The sequence below is a fragment of the Ideonella benzenivorans genome (assembly GCF_020387415.1).
Classification (GTDB): Bacteria; Pseudomonadota; Gammaproteobacteria; order Burkholderiales; family Burkholderiaceae_C; genus Ideonella; species Ideonella benzenivorans.
Window position 1 is genome coordinate 1 of the sequence record NZ_JAGWCB010000010.1, and the last position, 13,733, is coordinate 13,733.

Annotated in this window: 15 protein-coding genes; 7 read left to right on the forward strand and 8 right to left on the reverse strand. The window is 67.5% G+C overall.

Features of this window, described 5'->3' with window-relative positions:
• Both KGA65_RS08550 and KGA65_RS08555 read right to left on the reverse strand, forming a co-directional pair.
• Positions 1-127 (reverse strand): ABC transporter permease subunit (locus KGA65_RS08550; protein ID WP_445666955.1); only part of this gene is annotated, 127 nt, incomplete at its 3' end.
• Positions 128-236: 109 nt separating this feature from the next.
• Positions 237-1,640: a replication-associated recombination protein A gene (locus KGA65_RS08555; RefSeq protein WP_225862734.1), complete on the reverse strand. Its 1,404-nt coding sequence runs from the start codon at positions 1,638-1,640 to the stop codon at positions 237-239.
• A gap of 174 nt (positions 1,641-1,814) precedes the next feature.
• On the opposite strand from KGA65_RS08555, the gene KGA65_RS08560 reads away from it, so the two are divergent.
• The gene (locus KGA65_RS08560; protein ID WP_225863440.1) at positions 1,815-2,321 is read left to right on the forward strand and encodes a chemotaxis protein CheW; all 507 of its coding nucleotides are present in this window, start codon (positions 1,815-1,817) and stop codon (positions 2,319-2,321) included.
• Between the two features lie 10 nt (positions 2,322-2,331).
• On the opposite strand, the gene lolA is transcribed toward KGA65_RS08560, so the two are convergent.
• The 3 genes from lolA to KGA65_RS08575 are packed head-to-tail and all read right to left on the reverse strand — an operon-like array spanning position 2,332 to position 6,050.
• Positions 2,332-2,973 (reverse strand): outer membrane lipoprotein periplasmic chaperone LolA, encoded by a 642-nt coding sequence (gene lolA / locus KGA65_RS08565; protein ID WP_225862735.1) that lies wholly within the window; start codon positions 2,971-2,973, stop codon positions 2,332-2,334.
• Positions 2,974-3,022: 49 nt separating this feature from the next.
• Positions 3,023-5,329 (reverse strand): DNA translocase FtsK, encoded by a 2,307-nt coding sequence (locus KGA65_RS08570; RefSeq protein ID WP_225862736.1) that lies wholly within the window; start codon positions 5,327-5,329, stop codon positions 3,023-3,025.
• A 58-nt stretch (positions 5,330-5,387) separates the two neighbouring features.
• The gene (locus KGA65_RS08575) at positions 5,388-6,050 is read right to left on the reverse strand and encodes a Crp/Fnr family transcriptional regulator (protein ID WP_225862737.1); all 663 of its coding nucleotides are present in this window, start codon (positions 6,048-6,050) and stop codon (positions 5,388-5,390) included.
• Between the two features lie 149 nt (positions 6,051-6,199).
• Here KGA65_RS08575 and trxB point away from each other — a divergent pair, with 149 nt between their 5' ends.
• From trxB to rpmG, 3 genes are all read left to right on the forward strand, one after another.
• Positions 6,200-7,156 carry a thioredoxin-disulfide reductase gene (trxB, locus tag KGA65_RS08580; RefSeq protein ID WP_225862738.1) on the forward strand — a complete coding sequence of 319 codons (957 nt, stop codon included), beginning with the start codon at positions 6,200-6,202 and terminating at the stop codon, positions 7,154-7,156.
• 208 nt (positions 7,157-7,364) lie between these two features.
• Positions 7,365-7,598 carry a 50S ribosomal protein L28 gene (gene rpmB, locus KGA65_RS08585; protein WP_022979438.1) on the forward strand — a complete coding sequence of 78 codons (234 nt, stop codon included), beginning with the start codon at positions 7,365-7,367 and terminating at the stop codon, positions 7,596-7,598.
• Positions 7,599-7,621: 23 nt separating this feature from the next.
• A complete protein-coding gene (rpmG, locus tag KGA65_RS08590; RefSeq protein ID WP_022979437.1) occupies positions 7,622-7,792 on the forward strand; it encodes a 50S ribosomal protein L33 in 171 nt (56 codons plus the stop codon).
• Positions 7,793-7,955: 163 nt separating this feature from the next.
• On the opposite strand, the gene KGA65_RS08595 is transcribed toward rpmG, so the two are convergent.
• The 3 genes from KGA65_RS08595 to purN form a co-directional block, all read right to left on the reverse strand.
• Positions 7,956-9,176, reverse strand: a complete 1,221-nt coding sequence (locus KGA65_RS08595) for a DesA family fatty acid desaturase (RefSeq protein WP_225862739.1) — start codon at positions 9,174-9,176, stop codon at positions 7,956-7,958.
• Between the two features lie 189 nt (positions 9,177-9,365).
• On the reverse strand, positions 9,366-10,625 hold the full coding sequence (locus tag KGA65_RS08600) for an RsmB/NOP family class I SAM-dependent RNA methyltransferase (RefSeq protein ID WP_225862740.1): 1,260 nt from the start codon (positions 10,623-10,625) through the stop codon (positions 9,366-9,368).
• Between the two features lie 49 nt (positions 10,626-10,674).
• A complete protein-coding gene (purN, locus tag KGA65_RS08605; RefSeq protein WP_225862741.1) occupies positions 10,675-11,301 on the reverse strand; it encodes a phosphoribosylglycinamide formyltransferase in 627 nt (208 codons plus the stop codon).
• Positions 11,302-11,363: 62 nt separating this feature from the next.
• On the opposite strand from purN, the gene KGA65_RS08610 reads away from it, so the two are divergent.
• The 3 genes from KGA65_RS08610 (at position 11,364) to KGA65_RS08620 (ending at position 13,715) form a co-directional block, all read left to right on the forward strand.
• The gene (locus tag KGA65_RS08610; protein ID WP_225862742.1) at positions 11,364-12,263 is read left to right on the forward strand and encodes a DMT family transporter; all 900 of its coding nucleotides are present in this window, start codon (positions 11,364-11,366) and stop codon (positions 12,261-12,263) included.
• A gap of 40 nt (positions 12,264-12,303) precedes the next feature.
• Positions 12,304-13,158, forward strand: coding sequence for a sulfurtransferase (locus KGA65_RS08615; RefSeq protein ID WP_225862743.1), 855 nt, complete (start codon positions 12,304-12,306; stop codon positions 13,156-13,158).
• Between the two features lie 122 nt (positions 13,159-13,280).
• Positions 13,281-13,715 (forward strand): universal stress protein, encoded by a 435-nt coding sequence (locus KGA65_RS08620; RefSeq protein ID WP_225862744.1) that lies wholly within the window; start codon positions 13,281-13,283, stop codon positions 13,713-13,715.
• The last annotated feature ends 18 nt before the right edge of the window (positions 13,716-13,733 follow it).

The window sequence follows — 13,733 nt, forward strand, 5'->3', positions numbered from 1 at the left end:
GCACTTCGCCGTGCGCAAAGTTGATCAGGCTGATGATCCCGTACACCATCGTGTAGCCCAGCGCCACCAGAGCGTACATGCTCCCCAGCACCAAACCATTGATGATCTGTTGAACGAAGATATCCATCTGCAGACTGCTCCTGCAACGTGTTCAAAAAAGGGGCAGACCCCCGAAGCTGGCATGCCCGTCTGGAACGGGGCATGCAAGTCGGGTGCCATGCCAGGGGAAACCGAGGTCAGTGGCCGGCCTCGGGCGGTGCCGATGGCGTGCCATCCGCCTGCCGGGCTTCCTCGTTGAGGCGCCGCAGCTCGGCGAGCTTGTCGCCGATGCGCAGCTCCAGCCCCCGCGGCACCGGCTGGTAGAACGGCGGTGGCGCCAGGCCATCGGGCCAGTAGGACTCGCCCGCAGCGAAGGCTCCGGGCTCGTCGTGCGCGTAGCGGTATGCGCGCCCATAGCCCAGATTCTTCATCAGCTTCGTGGGTGCATTGCGCAGGTGGATCGGGATCGGCCGGGTGCCGTCCTGGGCCACAAAGGCGCGGACCGCCTTCCAGGCGGTGTAGACGGCGTTGGACTTGGGTGCCACCGCCAGATAGACCACCGCCTGGGCCAGGGTCAGCTCCCCTTCCGGGCTGCCCAGGCGCTCGTAGGTCTCGGCCGCGTCCAGTGCGATGCGCAGCGCCCGCGGGTCGGCATTGCCGATGTCCTCGCTGGCCATGCGCACCAGACGGCGGATGATGTAGCGTGGGTCCACGCCGCCGTCCAGCATGCGGGCCAGCCAGTACATGGCCGCATCCGGGTCCGAGCCGCGCACCGACTTGTGCAGCGCGGAGATGGTGTCGTAGAACTGGTCGCCGCCCTTGTCATAACGGCGCAGCTGCTCACCCAGCGAGCGCTCGAGACTGGCTTCGTCCAGCGTGGTCACCGGCCCGGCCTGGGCCACCAGGTTCTCGTAGGCGTTGAGCAGCCGGCGGGCATCGCCATCGGCATAGCCGATCAGGCGCTCGGCCGCGGCCTCGGTCAACGGCGGGGCCTGCAGGGCCTCCTCGGCCCGGGCCAGCAGTTGCCGCTGCTCGGCCGGCTCCAGCGCCCGCAGCACATGCACGGTGGCTCGGGACAGCAGGGCCGAGTTGACCTCGAAGGACGGGTTCTCGGTGGTGGCGCCGATGAAGGTGAACAGGCCCGATTCGACATGGGGCAGGAAGGCGTCCTGCTGGGCCTTGTTGAAGCGGTGCACCTCGTCGACGAAGACGATGGTGCGCTGGCCGGCGGTGCGGGCACGCTCGGCCTCGACCACCGCTTCGCGGATGTCCTTGACCCCGGCCAGCACGGCCGAGAGCACGACGAAATGCGCCTTCACCGCCTGGGCCATCAGCCGCGCCAGCGTGGTCTTGCCCACGCCCGGCGGGCCCCAGAGGATCATCGAATGCAGCCGGCCCTGCTCAAAAGCCACCCGCAGCGGCTTGCCCGGGCCCAGCAGATGGGTCTGGCCGATCACCTCGTCGAGGTGGTGCGGCCGCAGGCGCTCGGCCAGCGGTGCGGCGGCATCGGGTGGGGCCAGCGCGGCCGCGTCGGGGGCGGCCAGTGGCTCGGCAGGCAGGTCAGAAGGACCGAACAGCGCGTCCTGGCGGCTCGTCGTCATCGTTCAATTGTCGCAGCCCTGCGCCACACCCGCCCGAAAAAGCCGGGGAGCGCGCCGCTTTTCAGCGCCTAGCGGGTCGGACGCTCACGCACACTGAGGGGTATCGCAGTGACAGACCGTCCGCAGCAGGAGTCTTTTTCGATGAGCGCCACCGTCCAGACCGAATCTTCCAGCATGGCCACCCCGGCAGGGAACGCGCCAATGACGGGTGCCCCGCGTGAGTACCTGTCGTTCAAGCTGGGCGCCGAGGAATACGGCATTGACATCCTGAAGGTGCAGGAAATCCGCGGCTATGAGAACCCCACCCGCATCGCCAATGCCCCCCATTTCATCAAGGGCGTGGTGAACCTGCGCGGCGTGATCGTGCCGATCATTGACATGCGCCTGCGCTTCGGCCTGCCCGACGCGCAGTACAACAGCTTCACCGTGGTCATCATCCTGAACGTCGCGCACCGCACGGTCGGCATGGTGGTCGACTCGGTCAGCGACGTGCTGGAACTGCCGGCCGAAACCATCAAGCCGGCACCGGAGTTCCATGGCGCGATCGACGCGGCCTACATCACCGGCCTGGGCACGATCAAGAATGGCGACGTCGAGCGCATGCTGATCCTGATGGACATCGAACAGATGATGACCGCGCCCGACATGGGCCTGATGGACAGCGACGCGCTCATGCACTGAGCGCGCGGGTTCAGGGCGCCGAGATCTCGGCGCCCGCCGGCACGCTGAAATGGAAAGTGTCCACCGGCAGGCTGGGCAGGATCTGCAGTTCGGAGAACTGCAGCACCGAGCGCTGGCCAAAACTGTCGGCGATCTCCATCACCGCCAGCGTCCGCCCCTTGAAACCGACCCGCAGCGACTGGATCGTGCCTTCCTTCTGGCGCGGCGTCGCCAGCACCCAGCTCAGGCCCTCGCTGTCGGGCTGATCCTTGAGGTCGAAATCCCGCTCGATGGCCTGCCCGGCCAGGATGGCCGCCGGCGTGTTGCCCAGCGCGTCGCCCAGCTTGCGCACCGTGACCTGGTTCAGGTCCGGGTCATGGAACCAGACCTTCTCGCCATCGCTGACGATGGTCTGGGCATAGGGCTTCTGGTAGACGAAGCGGAAGCGGTTCGGGCGCGAGAACTCGAAGCGACCGGAAGACACCTTGGTGCGGTTGCTGTTGGGCGCATGCACCGTCTGGGTGAAGCTGGCCCGGCCGGCCTTGGCCGAATGGACGAACGCGCGCAGCGCATCGGCGGCGCCGGCCGCCAGGGCGACCTCGCTCACGCCCAGACCCAGACACAGACCGAGGCCCAACAGGGCCCGGCGGGAAACAGAGTGATGTGAATTCATGGGGAGATGCCCGTCCAGGCGGGCCGAAACGGCAGCACGGCCGACCGCCTCACTCCTCGCGCGGGGGCAGGAGGATCTCGCGGTTGCCATTGCCAGCCATGGATGATACGAGCCCGGATTGCTCCATTTGTTCCAGCAGACGGGCCGCCCGGTTGTAGCCGATGCGCAGATGGCGCTGCACCAGCGAGATGGAGGCCTTGCGGTGCTGCAGCACCACCGCCACCGCCTGGTCGTACATCGGGTCGGATTCGGCATCCGCTGCGCCACCGCTGCCACCGCCAGCCGCCTCGCCGTCCAGCGTGCCCCCTTCGAGAATGCCCTCGATGTAGTTGGGCTCGCCCTGGGCCTTCAGCGACTCCACCACCCGGTGCACCTCGTCATCCGAGACGAAGGCCCCGTGCACCCGCACCGGCAGGCCGGTGCCCGGCGCCAGGTAGAGCATGTCGCCCATGCCCAGCAGGGCCTCGGCCCCCATCTGGTCGAGGATGGTGCGGCTGTCGATCTTGCTGCTGACCTGGAAACTCATGCGGGTCGGAATGTTGGCCTTGATCAGGCCAGTGATCACGTCCACCGAGGGGCGCTGGGTGGCCAGCACCAGGTGGATGCCGGCCGCACGCGCCTTCTGCGCCAGGCGGGCGATCAGTTCTTCGATCTTCTTGCCCACCACCATCATCAGGTCGGCCAGTTCGTCGATGATGATGACGATGTAGGGCAGACGCTCCAACGGTTCCGGCTCTTCCGGGGTCAGGCTGAAGGGGTTGGGAATCAGTTCGCCGCGCGCCTTGGCCTCGTCGATCTTCTTGTTGAAGCCCGCCAGGTTGCGCACGCCCATCTTGCTCATGAGCTTGTAGCGGCGCTCCATCTCGCCCACGCACCAGTTGAGCGCGTTGCCGGCCTGCTTCATGTCGGTCACCACCGGGCACAGCAGGTGCGGGATGCCCTCGTAGACGCTCATTTCGAGCATCTTCGGATCGACCAGGATCATGCGCACGTCGCGCGCCTCGGCCTTGTAGAGCAGGCTGAGGATCATGCCGTTGATGCCCACCGACTTGCCCGAGCCGGTGGTCCCGGCCACCAGGCAGTGCGGCATCTTGGCCAGGTCGGCCACCACCGGCGCGCCGATGATGTCCTTGCCCAGCGCCAGTGTCAGCATCGAGGCGGCGTCGTTGTAGACCTGCGAGCCCAGGATCTCGGCCAGGCGGATGGTCTGGCGCTTGGCATTGGGCAGCTCCAGCGCCATCAGGTTCTTGCCGGGGATCGTCTCCACCACCCGGATCGAGACCAGCGACAGCGAACGCGCCAGGTCCTTGGCCAGGTTGACGATCTGCGAGCCCTTCACGCCAGTGGCCGGCTCGATCTCGTAGCGGGTGATCACCGGCCCGGGCTGGGCCGCCACCACACGCACCTCGACGCCGAAGTCCGACAGCTTCTTCTCGATCAGCCGGCTGGTCATCTCCAGCGACTCAGGCGTCACGGTCTCCACCCGGCCGGGTGCCTTGTCCAGCAGGTCGATCTGCGGCAGCTTGGTGTTCACCAGCTCATGGAACAGCGGCTTCTGGCGTTCACGGTTCACCCGCTCGGACTTGGGCACCTCCAGCACCGGCGGCTCGATCACCAGCGGGGCCTGGATCTGTTGCTCGACCTCGCGCTCCGCGGCCACCTCCACCTCGGCCTCGCGCTCGCGCTGGGCGCGCTCGCCCAGGCGGATGTCCTCGGCCTGCTCGCGCAGCTGGTGGTGGTGTTCCCGCACGCCGTCGATCCAGCCGCCCAGGGTGTCGGCCAGTCGCAGCCAGGAGAAACCCAGCGCCATCGGCAGGCCCAGCACCAGCATCGCGATCCACAGCACGCCGGAGCCGCCAAAGCCCAGCCAGGTCATGGACCAGGGCCCCAGGGTGTAGCCCAGCGCACCGCCGGCATGCCCCGGCAGGCGGGTTTCCCAGCCGTAGACCCGGGTCCACTCCAGTGCGCAGCTGGCCATCATCAACAACAGCAGGCCCACGCTGCGGGTCACCCAGCGGTAGGCAGGTCGCTCGACGCGGCCTTCGCGCAGCAGCGTGGCCAGGCCGGCCAGCCAGGCCCGGGCGCCGGCCACCAGCAGCCACCAGGCGGAAAAGCCGAACAGCATCAGGCCGACATCCGCGAGCCAAGCGCCGGGCGCCCCGAGCCAGTTGTGCAACGGCGCCCCGCTGCCGGAGGTGGTGAACGCCGGGTCGCCCGCACTGCGGCTGGCCAGCGCCAGCGCGGCCAGCAGCCACAGCGCGCCGCCCAACAGCAGCCGCAGACGCAACAGGAAGCGGCCCGTCGCCGGGGGCGGACTGCCCTCCGGCGGGCTGCCCAGGGGTACGGCACGCCGCATCAACAACTCACCTCGCCGCGCACGAGGCGCACCGTCTCTCGATCAGACATTCAACTCCTCAGGACACATGGTGCTTGAGCCGCACCCCGCCTGACGCCAGATTCTCGATCACACCGCGCTCGGTCAGATCCTTCATCACCCGGCTGACCATCTCGCGCGAGGCCCCGACCACCTTGGCCAGGTCCTGGCGCGACACCTTGCCGCGGATCACCTTCTCGCCGTTGTCGTCCTCGGCCATGTCCAGCAGGGCCCGGGCCACGCGGCCGTAGACGTCCAGCAGGGCCAGCGATTCGATCTGTCGGTCAGCGCTGCGCAGGCGCGTCACCAGGCCACGCATGATGGCGTAGGACAGGCTGGAATTCTCGGGCAGGCAGCGGGCGAACTCGGGCCGCCCCAGGATCAGCATGTCGCACTGGATCTCACAGCGCACCGAGGCCGAATGGGGCTGGTTGTCGATCAGGCTCATCTCGCCCACGTAGTCGCCGGCCTCCAGCACCGCGAGGATGACCTCGCGCCCGCGCTCGTCGGCGGTCAGGACCCGGGCCCGGCCATTGAGCAGGATGAACAGCGCATTGCTCTTCTTGCCCTGCTCCACCACCAGTTCACCGCGGCGGTAGCGGCGCTTGACCACCCCGTCGGCCACCAGCTGGGCCTGCTCGTCCGTCAGCATCGAGAACAGCGGTACCCGACGGATCAAGTCCAGGTTGGTCAGCATCGACATCAATCACCCCCTTGAACTCTGTATTTGATGGCCCTCCGGCACGCCCGGACAGCCTGTTCTCTAGAATGCCTTTTCGTCATTCCTGCGCACCCCCGAGCATATCCGGTTCCCCGGCGCCCTCGGTGGCGCGCCCTCAGCGAGCGTCCCCTATGAGCACCACCTCCACCCATGCCCAGGTCCTGATTCTCGGTTCCGGCCCGGCCGGCTACACCGCGGCCATCTATGCGGCCCGCGCCAACCTGAAGCCGCTGCTGGTCACCGGCCTGGCCCAGGGCGGCCAGCTGATGACCACCACCGAGGTGGACAACTGGCCGGCCGACGTGATGGGCGTGCAGGGCCCGGACCTGATGCAGCGCTTCCAGCAGCACGCCGAGCGTTTCAACACCCAGATCGTGTTCGACCACATCAATGCGGTCGACCTGAGCAAGCGCCCGTTCACGCTGACCGGCGACTCGGGCACCTACACCTGCGACACGCTGGTGGTCGCCACCGGCGCCTCCGCCAAGTACCTGGGCCTGCCCTCGGAGCAGGAGTTCATGGGCCGCGGCGTGAGCGGCTGCGCCACCTGCGACGGGTTCTTCTACCGTGGTGACGAGGTCTGCGTGGTGGGCGGCGGCAACACCGCCGTGGAGGAAGCGCTCTACCTGTCGAACATCGCCAACACGGTGCACCTGATCCACCGCCGCGACAAGTTCCGCGCCGAGGCCATCATGATCGACAAGCTGATGGAGAAGGTGGCCGCCGGCAAGATCGTGCTGCATCTGCACAAGACGCTGGACGCGGTGCTGGGCGACGCCAGCGGTGTGACCGGCGTGCGCCTGAAGGACGTCGCGGGCGGTGCCGACGAGGAAGTCACCGTGAAGGGTTGCTTCATCGCCATCGGCCACCAGCCCAATACCGACATCTTCCAGGGCCAGCTGGAAATGAAGGACGGCTACCTGGTGACCCGTGGCGGCCAGAACGGCTTTGCCACCATGACCAGCGTGCCCGGCGTGTTCGCCGCTGGCGACGTGCAGGACCACATCTACCGCCAGGCCATCACCTCGGCGGGCACCGGCTGCATGGCGGCGCTGGACGCCCAGCGCTTCCTGGAACAAGGCCTCTGAGCCGCACCGGCGCACTTTCGCTATAATCGCTGGTTTTCTTGCGAAGACCACGGACAGGAAGCGCGCTTCATCTCACGGGAGACGCGGCCTGCAGCCAGGGCACTCGGACAAGAATGGGTTACCGCCACCCTTTTGGCGAGGTGAGGCCAGGTGGCTGACAGGGTCCGCGGACCAGTCAAGTGCCTGGCTGTATGACAGGAGTGTCCTCATGGCACGCGTCTGCGAAGTCACGGGCAAGAAGCCCATGGTCGGGAACAACGTTTCCCACGCCAACAACAAAACCAAGCGTCGGTTCCTGCCGAACCTGCAATACCGTCGTTTCTGGGTTGAGAGCGAAAACCGCTGGGTGCGCCTGCGCATCAGCAACGCCGCCCTGCGTCTGATCGACAAGAAGGGCATCGACGCCGTTCTGGCCGATCTGCGTGCCCGCGGTCAAGCCTAATCCACAGACAGAGGAGCGACACCATGGCAAGCAAAGGCGGACGCGAGAAGATCAAGCTGGAATCCACTGCGGGGACCGGCCACTTCTACACCACGAACAAGAACAAGAAGACCACGCCCGAAAAGCTGGAATTCATGAAGTTCGACCCGAAAGCACGCAAGCACGTGCTGTACAAGGAAGTGAAGCTGAAGTAATTCAGCCCCCTTCCCCTCAGAACCCGCCCTGCGTTGCACGGCGGGTTTTTTCATGTCTGTGTGCGGCGCCCCTCTTCTCTGCTGCCGGGGCGGCGGGAACAGCGAACGACAGGCATGAAAAAGCCCGCACAAGGCGGGCTTTGCGGACGACATCGGAGAGACGTCAGGCGCGGGCGGAGCGCAGCTGCAGCGAAATCTCGCGCAGGGCCGCGACGCCACTGCCTTCGGCACGGTGGCACCAGTCCTGCAGATCCGCCACCAGCTGCTCGGCCGACACATTGGTGCGGGTCCACAGCTGACGCAGTTCCTCACGCATCGTGACCAGCTTCTGCAGCACCGGCGAGGTGGCCACGGCGCTGTCCACTTGCGGGCGCAGATCCGAGGGGATCTTGTCCGCATCACGGTGCAGCCAGCGTTGCGCGACACGCAGGTTGGTCCAGGCCGAATTGCCGCTGCCCTGGGCCTTCACCCGGGCCACTTCACCGGCACAGACGCGACGCATTTCCTTCGCGTAGTTGGCCATCACCTCGTAGCGGTTGGCGATGATGGCTTCCAACGTCTTGGCATCGGCCTCAGGCTTCAGCGGGCCCAGCTGCAGCTGCGGCGCGGTCTTGCGCACCTTGGCCCAGCCCAGCATCTCCATCGCGCGGATGTAGCCCCAGCCGATGTCGAATTCAAATGGCTTGACCGAGAACTTGGCCGAGGTCGGGTAGGTGTGGTGGTTGTTGTGCAACTCCTCGCCGCCGATGATGATGCCCCAGGGCGAGATGTTGGTCGAAGCGTCGGGCGCCTCGAAATTGCGGTAGCCCCAGTAGTGGCCCACGCCGTTGACCACACCAGCCGCCCAGAACGGGATCCACGCCATCTGGATGGCCCAGATGGTGATGCCGATCGCACCGAACAGGGTGATGTTGATCAGGAACATGATCAGAATGCCCAGCGCGCTGTGCTTGGTGTAGACGTTGCGCTCCATCCAGTCATCGGGCGTGCCGTGGCCGTACTTGGTCAGCGTCTCATCCACCTTGGCTTCGGCGCGGTAGAGCTCGGCGCCCTGGCGCATCACCGTGCCCAGGCCGCGGGTGATCGGGCTGTGCGGGTCTTCCACCGTTTCGCACTTGGCGTGGTGCTTGCGGTGGATGGCCACCCATTCCTTGGTGACCATGCCCGTGGTCATCCACAGCCAGAAACGGAAGAAGTGGGAAGGAATGGGCCCCAGCTCCAGCGCACGGTGCGCCTGCGAGCGGTGCAGGAAGATGGTGACGCCGGCGATCGTGATGTGCGTCATCACCGCCGCGTACAACACGACCTGCCACCACGTGGCATGCGTGAGGCCGTTCGCAGCCCAATCCAGAACTGCAGAAAACACCATGTTCAGTTGATCCATTGCCTACCTTGATGCGCCCGCCATGTGCGGGACAACTCCCCATTATAGTGGATGAGACTTCGCGCATCCGTGGTATTGGACCGTGCCAGTCAGCCTATTTCGAGGCAACTTGGCGGCCAAACACGTTTGTTCAAAGCCATTTCGACGACTTTTGCCGACATTCCCCATCTGTGGACGCGGCCTCGGGATTCAAGCCCGGCGCTGCCAGGCCACAGCGAAGAAACCATCGGTGGCATGGCGGTGCGGCCACAGGCGCAGCATGCCGTCACGGTCCAGCGCCGCGGCGTCGGCGACCTGGGCGACTCCCAACAGCTCGGCGGCCGGCAGCAGTTCGAAGTCGGGATGGGCGGCCGCAAAGGCCAGCGCCACCTCCTCGTTCTCGCGCCGCAACAGGCTGCAGGTGGCATAGACCAGGCGCCCGCCCGGCTTCACCAGCCGGGCCGCGCTGTCCAGGATGGCCGCTTGCTTGGCCGTCAGTTCCTCAATCGCCTTGGGCGACTGCCGCCATTTGAGGTCCGGGTTGCGCCGCAGCGTCCCCAGTCCCGAACAAGGGGCGTCCACCAGCACCCGGTCGATCTTGCCGGCCAGGCGCTTGATGCGCTCGTCACGCTCGTGCGCGATCTGGGCCGGATAGACGTTGGACAGGCCGCTGCGCGCCAGACGGGGCTTGAGCCCGTCGAGCCGGTAGCCGGAGACATCGAAGGCATACAGCCGGCCGGTGTTGCGCATGGCCGCGCCCAGCGCCAGCGTCTTGCCACCGGCGCCCGCACAGAAGTCGACCACCATCTCGCCCCGCTTGGCCCCCAGCATCAGGGCCAGCAACTGGCTGCCTTCGTCCTGGACCTCCACATCGCCGCGCAGGAAGAGCGGCAGCTTCTGCAGGGCCGGCTTGCCCTCCACCCGCAGGCCCCAGGGGGAATACGGCGTGGGCTCGGCCTCGATGCCGGCTTCCTTCAGCTCGGCCAGCACGGTCTCCCGCTTGGCCTTGAGCAGATTGACGCGCAGATCCAGCGGTGCCGGTTCTTCCATGGCCGCCACCAGGGCCGGGAATTCCTCGCCCAGTTCGGTCTTCAGCGCGCCTGCCAGCCAGTCGGGCAGATTGAACCGCACCTTCTCGGGCAGACTGGCCGGGTCCACCTCGCGGACCTGCGTCAGCCACTGCTGCTCGTTGGAGCCCAGGGCCCCACGCAGAAAGGTCTCGCTGCCCTGCCAGGCCAGGATGGCCAGCCGGCGCTCCAGGGCGCCCGTGCCACTCTGGGCCAGATGGGCCCACAGCAGGCGACGGCGGAGCACCGCGTAGGCAGTCTCGGCCAGGCTGTGGCGTTCGCGCGGCCCCAGGTTGCGGTGCTTGCGGAAAAAGGCCGACACGATGGTGTCGGCCGGTTGGTCTAGTTTGAGCACCTGGCGCACGAGATCAGTGGCCAGGTCCAACAGGGCATTCGGGTGCATGGGCTGGATTATCCCAGCCCGGCCCGAAAGGGGGCTGTGCGGGCGGCGCTCAGAGTGCCCACTGCGCCACGCCGCCGCGGTGGCGCACCCGCCCATCCGCCAGCTCCAGCTGGCCTTCGACGAACCAGCGCACAGCCTGCGGGTAGATCACATGCTCCTGCACCAGCACGCGGGCCGCGAGGCTGTCCTCGTCATCGTCGGGCAGCACCGGCACGGCCGCCTGCGCCACGATGGGGCCGTGGTCCAGCTCGGCCGTGACGAAATGCACCGTGGCCCCCGCCAGCTTGCAGCCCTGCTCGATCGCCCTGCGGTGGGTGTGCAGGCCGGGGAAGGCCGGCAACAGCGAGGGGTGGACGTTCAGCAGCCGACCCTCGTAATGCTGCACGAAGCCCGCACTCAGGATGCGCATGAAGCCGGCCAGCACCAGCAGGTCGGGGGCGAACCCATCGATCACCCGGATCAGCTCGGCGTCGTAATGCGCCCGGTCCGGATGGCCCCGGTGGTCCACCACCGCGGTGGCGAGGCCCCGCTCGGCGGCCCAGGCCAGGCCCGCGGCCTCGGCCTTGTTGCTCACCACGGCCGCCACCTCGGCGGGCCAGCCTTCGGCGGCACAGGCCTCGACGATGGCCTGCATGTTGCTGCCCCGGCCGGAGAGGAGGATGACGATTCGCTTCATGAGGGGCGTGAGTGTAAGGCTCTGCCAGAATGGTCCGATCCCCGCATTACCCCACGCCACGCATGAATCCCCAGCTGCAAGCCTCCCTGCTGATGATGGGATCGTCTTTTCTGTTTGCCCTGATGGGTGTGTGTGTGAAGCTGGCCTCGGCCCGCTACGGTTCGGGCGAGATCGTCTTCTACCGCGGCCTGGTTGGCGCGCTGTTCATCACCGGCCTGGTCGTCTGGCGCGGTGGCAGCCTGCGCACCCGCTATCCCACCATGCACCTGAGCCGCAGCATCGTGGGCGTGGGTGCCATGGCGCTCTGGTTCTATGCGATCGGCCAGTTGCCTTTGGCCACGGCCATCACGCTGAACTACATGTCCTCGATCTGGATGGCCCTGTTCCTGATCGGCGGTGCCGTGCTGGTCGGTTCGTCCGACCGGGTGGACATGCGCCTGGTGCTGACCGTGCTCACCGGCTTCGTCGGCGTCGCGCTGGTGCTGCGCCCGTCCCTCACCCCCGAGCAATGGCCGGGCGCACTGGCCGGGCTGTGCTCGGGCATGATGTCCGCCATGGCCTATCTGCAAGTCACCGCCCTGGGGCGGGTGGGCGAGCCCGAGTACCGCGTGGTGTTTTACTTCTCACTGGGCACTGCGGTAGTGGGCGCGGCCATCGCCCTGACCAGCGGCTTCCACACCCACACGCTGGTCGGTCTGGGTGTTCTGGTGGCCACCGGCGTGCTGGCCACCGCGGCGCAGATCCTGATGACCCGGGCCTATGCGATCGGCCGGGCCCTGTCCAACGCCAGCCTGCAGTACCTGGGCATCGCCTGGTCCTTTCTGTTCGGGGTGACGATCTTCGGCGACCCGGTCACGCTGGTCGCGCTGGCCGGCATGGGCTTGATCGTCGCCGCCGGCCTGACCGCCACGCTGCTGCGGACCAAGGCCGTGCCCGATGCCGCCAACCCCTCCGAGTCCTGAGGGACGAACCCCTTTCCTTCCTGTTGCGCCAAGGTCCGCCATGTCCACTGCCCCGCTGATCGCCGCTTCCGAACTTCTGGCCTCGCTGGCTTCACCGCCCGGGCCGCTGCTGCTGGACTGCAGCTTCGACCTGGCCGACACCGCCGCGGGCGAGCAGGCCTACCAGGCCGGGCACCTGCCCGGCGCCCGCTACCTGCACCTGGACCGCGACCTCTCGGGCCCCAAGTCGCCCGCAGGCGCCCGGGAAGGCGGCCGCCACCCGCTGCCCAGCCGCGCCCTGCTGGCCGAGCGTGCCGGCCAATGGGGAGTGCGTCCCGGCCAGGCCGTGGTCTGCTATGACCGGCAGGGTGGCCCGTTTGCGGCGCGGGCCTGGTGGCTGCTGCGCTGGCTGGGCCACGACGCTGTGCGTGTGCTCGACGGCGGCGTGACCGCCTGGCAGGCGGCCGGCGGCGCGCTGGAGACCACTGCGCCCACCGTCCCGCCGGCACCGCCCTACCCCACGCTGCCGCCCGCGATGGGCACCGTGGACGCCGCCACGCTGCAGGCGAACCTGGACCACGTGGAGCTGCTGGATGCCCGTGCCCCGGAACGGTTTCGCGGCGAGGTGGAGCCGCTGGACGCTCGAGCCGGCCACATCCCGGGGGCGCGCAACCGCTTCTTCCAACTCAACCTGGACCCAACCGGCCGCTTCAAGACGGCCGACCAGCTGCGTGCCGAGTTCCTGGCGCTGGGCCTGCACCCCGAGCGGGTGGTGAACCAGTGCGGCTCGGGCGTGACCGCCTGCCACAACCTGCTGGCGATGGCGCAGGCCGGCCTGACCGGCGCCCGGCTCTATCCCGGCTCCTGGAGCGAATGGTCGGCCGACCCGTCACGGCCCATCGCCCAGGGCAACTGATTCCGGGCTCGGCAAACCGCAGACGCTTGACTCATGTCAAGCTGCAGAGCGCGCGACGCGCAACACTGACGCCATCGGGGGTGTTGAGGCCCCCACTCTCCCATCGAAGGAAAGGATCCACCATGTACAAGCACATCCTCGTGCCGACCGACGGTTCGGACATCAGCGCCAAGGCTGTGGAAACGGCTGTGTCGCTGGCCAAGCTCTTCGGGGCCCAACTCAGCACCATCAGCGTCAAGGAACCGTTCCCGTACAGCGCGATCAGCGAAATGCAGCCGGTCCCGCCGCAGGAGTTCTACGACGCGCAGGAACGCATTGCCGCCGCCCGCGTGAAGGCGGTGGTGGATGCTGGCAAGGCGGCGGGCCTGACCTGCAATGCCTACACCGTCGAAGCGGTCCACCCCTGGGAGGCCATTGTGGACCTGACCAAGGACAAGGGTGTCGACCTGATCGTGATGGCCTCGCACGGTCGCCGTGGCGTCAGCGCCCTGCTGCTGGGCAGCGAAACCCAGAAGGTGCTGACCCACTCGCCCACCCCGGTGCTGGTCGTCCGCTGAGGACGGCAGCACCGCTTG